Below are 985 nucleotides of genomic sequence, written 5' to 3'. Positions count from 1 at the left end.
AAAATTAAAAGGGGTGCGTCACAGACTTATGACACACCCTCATTCTTTGTCAATTCAATGAATTTCTTATATTCCATTGAAACCAGTAAGGGTCTCGTCTTTTTTTATTTCATACAAATACGTGTACCCTGTTGGAATATTATAATTTATAAATACACATTTTTTTTATGTCTTATAGCCTTTGCGTAACTCGGAGATTTATCGTCAAATAATGTAGTCTTAAAACTATAGTACATTTTTTTTATTGGTGCGCCAAATACAAAGAGATATGTATGATTGTTAAAATCAAGTTTATTTGTATCAATAATGGCTTCTACTTTTATTGTATTGTTAATTAATTTCATATTTGACAAAAACTCTTCTTTTGTATTTGCAAATTTATAAGCATCTGGATAAAATGGAGTTTTTGGTATCGGAAGCTTGCAACAAGCACTATACTTAATATAATGCTTGTTACAAGTAATAAAAGATAGTCCAAAGACTATTACTACAAAACATAATTTCATATAAAGCATCCTATCTTTTGCCATTTCTCTCTCTTCTTAATGGATTATTTGAAATGTTATTGCGCTCCTCAACGAACACTTCACCGAAAGGAACATACTCGATATACTGCACCACCTCGCCGTCCACATAGTCGTTGTTGTCCTCGCCATTGTACGGCACTACAAAGGTAGTGCTTTTAGCCTTTAAGCCACTATTGCACAACCCCTTTCTTTGAAAAGAACGTAAAATCAATAGTATTATTGCGGTGATTGCACTTTTAGTAATCGCTTCACTCGTTGTACCGTACTTACCCCTTTACCACTCAACTTCGCCATATCCCGAATGGAACATCCCTTGCGGAGTAAACTTATTACTTCCCTATATTCGGCTTTCATCTGTTCTTCCCTATTTTCCAAGAGACTTGAACATCTTGGTGATGCACTTTTTCTTCTGTTCCATGTTCGGGTGAGCATAGAGATTAAGGGTTGTTGTAATATTT

2 protein-coding genes and 2 pseudogenes are annotated in these 985 nt (G+C 34.3%); all 4 read right to left on the bottom strand.

From position 1 onward, the window contains the following. Positions 1-146: 146 nt before the first annotated feature. Complete coding sequence (locus tag DW917_RS16885) at positions 147-530, bottom strand: hypothetical protein (protein WP_118120542.1); 384 nt, start codon at positions 528-530, stop codon at positions 147-149. Further along, positions 517-708 (bottom strand): hypothetical protein, encoded by a 192-nt coding sequence (locus DW917_RS16880; protein ID WP_118120541.1) that lies wholly within the window; start codon positions 706-708, stop codon positions 517-519. The genes DW917_RS16885 and DW917_RS16880 overlap by 14 nt, the downstream gene beginning before the upstream one ends. A 35-nt stretch (positions 709-743) precedes the next feature. Continuing rightward, positions 744-887 (bottom strand): annotated as a pseudogene (locus tag DW917_RS17980) (DNA resolvase); the annotation flags it as partial. 4 nt (positions 888-891) lie between these two features. Beyond that, a pseudogene (locus tag DW917_RS17975) lies at positions 892-985 on the bottom strand (integrase); the annotation flags it as partial.

The sequence above is a fragment of the Prevotella sp. AM42-24 genome, from assembly GCF_003461825.1.
GTDB classification, from domain to species: Bacteria; Bacteroidota; Bacteroidia; order Bacteroidales; family Bacteroidaceae; genus Prevotella; species Prevotella hominis.
Note: the sequence above shows the minus strand (reverse complement) of the source record. Positions and strands in the feature narration are given on the sequence as shown.

What these genes read in the sequence shown, in the direction of transcription:
- DW917_RS16885 (WP_118120542.1), bottom strand. Translation starts at nt 530, where the DNA reads ATGGCAAAAGATAGGATGCTTTATATGAAATTATGTTTTGTAGTAATA.